The sequence below is a fragment of the Arthrobacter sp. H20 genome, assembly GCF_000520515.1.
In the GTDB taxonomy this organism is placed as follows: Bacteria; Actinomycetota; Actinomycetes; order Actinomycetales; family Micrococcaceae; genus Arthrobacter_D.
The window spans coordinates 1-2,643 of the sequence record NZ_AZRY01000238.1 but is presented as its reverse complement, the minus strand read 5'-3'; the positions used below and the strand labels follow the sequence as shown (position 1 = coordinate 2,643).

The window sequence follows — 2,643 nt, the reverse complement described above, 5'->3', positions numbered from 1 at the left end:
CTCAACGACCGGCCCCGCAAAACACTCGGCGGGATCACCCCCGCACAAGCCATGGAACGACTACTATTCGAACCAGGCAAACCCATCGTTGCAACGACCGCTTAAATTCGCCGATCCCCCACCACGACACGATCGGCTCAGACAGTGGCACCGGTCACTTCTCGGCCGACGATCATAGCTAAGAGGTCATCGAGAGTTCCGTGGCACTTCTCCAACTCAGGTAGGGGGTAGAACGTGCTGGTGGTCTCAAGGTTGTTGATGACTTCGTCCGGCGAATGCAGGATTGTCCTCCTGCCTTGAGCGATCGCGATGCCAAGCTCAACATGGGTGCCCTTCCCGCCTGGAAGCAGGATCACGACGACGTCGGCACCCATCACTCCATCTCTCTCACGCTGCCCGATGGAGCGCAGATCCCCTAAGGCCACATTCTCGGGCGGGTCCACCGATGGGTTCGGCGATCAGCTGGGCCTCCCTCCGCAGGAGGCAATGAACTCCTCAAGAGCTCTGGCACCCCTAAAGTGGTGCGCATTAAATCCCAAACCTTCAGCGCTCCGAGTGTTGATCAGAGTGTCGTCGACGAAAAGGCAACGGTCACCTGGGATACCGAGTTCCACAAGCACTGCCTTGAAAGATTCAGGAGAGGGTTTCGCTATGCCAATGACACTGGAGTTGAAGATTAGGTCAAATTCGTCGGTGAGATCAAGGCATGACAAATCAGAGTCAAGTCGGGTCGTGGCATTACTAAACAGTGCGACGGTCCGCCGCTTTCGTACCCGTCGGACAATGTTGAGCACCACCTCATTGACCATTCCCGCATGGCTCGACCATTGCGCCACCGCCTTCTTGGCATCTGTTCCGTAATGCGTTTCCAATTTGTCAGAGATTCCTCCCCGCCATTGGCCATCCGTGATCGCCCCGGTAATTGCGTTCTGCAGCATTTTGGTATCGCCGAATGCCACCGCTGCGAGACTACCGGCGGGAAGGTTGTTGTCCCGTTCAGCATCGGCCATAATCGCTGGATCCCAAATCCTCAGGACACCATCGAGGTCAAGGACGAGAGCCTCGAGTGGTTTCGACAGGGCTTCGGACGTGGTCGCGGTGCCCGCATCATTTCCCATGACCAAAGGCTACCGGTTCGTGGGAGCGCGGAGTTTGGTGAGCTCGTCCCCCTCTGCATTCGTTCGATCACGGAGCTTCGGCCCGCCTTGCACCTCGCCTGCTGCCCTTTAGCCCATCCCCCACCGCGACACATTCCAGCTACTCCCCCAAGACAAAAATCCCATATATGTGGTTTGCAGCGGTAAGTGGCATGGTTTCCGCACCGTTTTACGGCCGATCGACGCGCATAAGTGGACCGGGTATCGGCGTGCGCCGGTCGGGATCAGACCTGCAAAGTCTCGCTCGGTGGGGGCTCATCCTTGTTTGAGGGCTTCTGCGTCCCGAGGATGAGAAACGTAATGCCCACAGTGAAGAACGCAATCCAGGACGTCGTCCCCGAAAACATCATTGCAACCGCAAGAACAAGGAACACGATCCCGATCGGCAGGAATGTTCCGCTCCCGCCCTTCGCTCGGCCGTTCGACTCCGACATCGGTTTTCCGTCACGGTCCATGTGGCAGACACTACGTCGGTGATCAGCAACGCGCAACGGTGTCATCGGGCGTCGGCGTGCATGTGAGCGACCATGTGAGCGACCACCCCATTTGTTCTCGCACCCGACCTGCGGACCTTCATCCACAGGCATGAAGGTCGCTGCGGCAGAGCGCGCTCCGAGGGATCCTTCACCGGACAAGTGACGCCGGACGCTGTTCCCGTCGGGTTCTCAAGAAGGCAAGGAGCCCAACGAGGAGGAGCGTGGGTATGCCGATCGCGCTGACCAGAAGAAGCGTATTGACCAGCCACGACGACTGTCCTGCATCTGCCAAGGCAATTCCTCGACCAAATGCTCCCATGAGCACCATGCCCAGCAGGCCCACAAGACCGAACGACACTGCGGTGACCCAGGCCGCCGTCGGATGGTCACTTCCACGACTCCACCCCTGACCGAAGAGGACCACGGTTCCGGCGTATGCGATGAACCCCAAGAGCAGGAGAGCGGACACAATCAGCTGGGGAGCCATGAAGATGCTCGCGCTGACCGCTGCTGCAAGGAGACCGGCCGAGAGGCCAGCGAGCATCCATGCACGAGAGAAGCTGGGGTGCGTGGTTCTCAATCTCACCGCTAGGACCCAAGAACCCGCGACTGCCGCAGGTATGACCAGGAAGGGGACCACCGCGACAGCGAGCAATCCCAATCCGACAAAAACGACGGCCATCACGCGGTTTCCGGCACCGGTCATTTCATTCCCCCAACTTTATGTTGGACCGACTGTACCCGCGGCATGTTGACTTAGTAGTGGGCCGCGCGGACAGTCCGTAAGCCGGCCGTTCAGCGACCTCACTGACTTCGGAGGCTCGACTCTCGCCCGCGCTAGAGCATCGAAGTACGTTTACCTCGCTCGCTGAGAATGTGCGGACAGGCGCCATCATGAGAATGTGCGGACAGGTGCCATAAGTGCAACGTCGGTTTCGGCCGCGACCAGGCTGGGCGATGCCTCGGAAAACTACAGTTTTCCAAGACACGCACTCATCACCGTCGAAGCC

At 59.0% G+C, this 2,643-nt stretch carries 4 protein-coding genes; all 4 read right to left on the bottom strand.

Translation table 11 applies throughout. The features are described 5' to 3' along the window. Window positions 1-137: 137 nt before the first annotated feature. A complete protein-coding gene (locus Y703_RS17430; RefSeq protein ID WP_155849378.1) occupies window positions 138-425 on the bottom strand; it encodes a TIR domain-containing protein in 288 nt (95 codons plus the stop codon). Between the two features lie 33 nt (window positions 426-458). After that, window positions 459-1,118, bottom strand: a complete 660-nt coding sequence (locus tag Y703_RS17425) for an HAD-IA family hydrolase (protein WP_051427220.1) — start codon at window positions 1,116-1,118, stop codon at window positions 459-461. 263 nt (window positions 1,119-1,381) lie between these two features. After that, complete coding sequence (locus tag Y703_RS0102365) at window positions 1,382-1,612, bottom strand: hypothetical protein (protein WP_155849377.1); 231 nt, start codon at window positions 1,610-1,612, stop codon at window positions 1,382-1,384. Between the two features lie 169 nt (window positions 1,613-1,781). Next, complete coding sequence (locus Y703_RS0102360) at window positions 1,782-2,339, bottom strand: hypothetical protein (protein ID WP_026551436.1); 558 nt, start codon at window positions 2,337-2,339, stop codon at window positions 1,782-1,784. Window positions 2,340-2,643 lie beyond the last annotated feature (304 nt).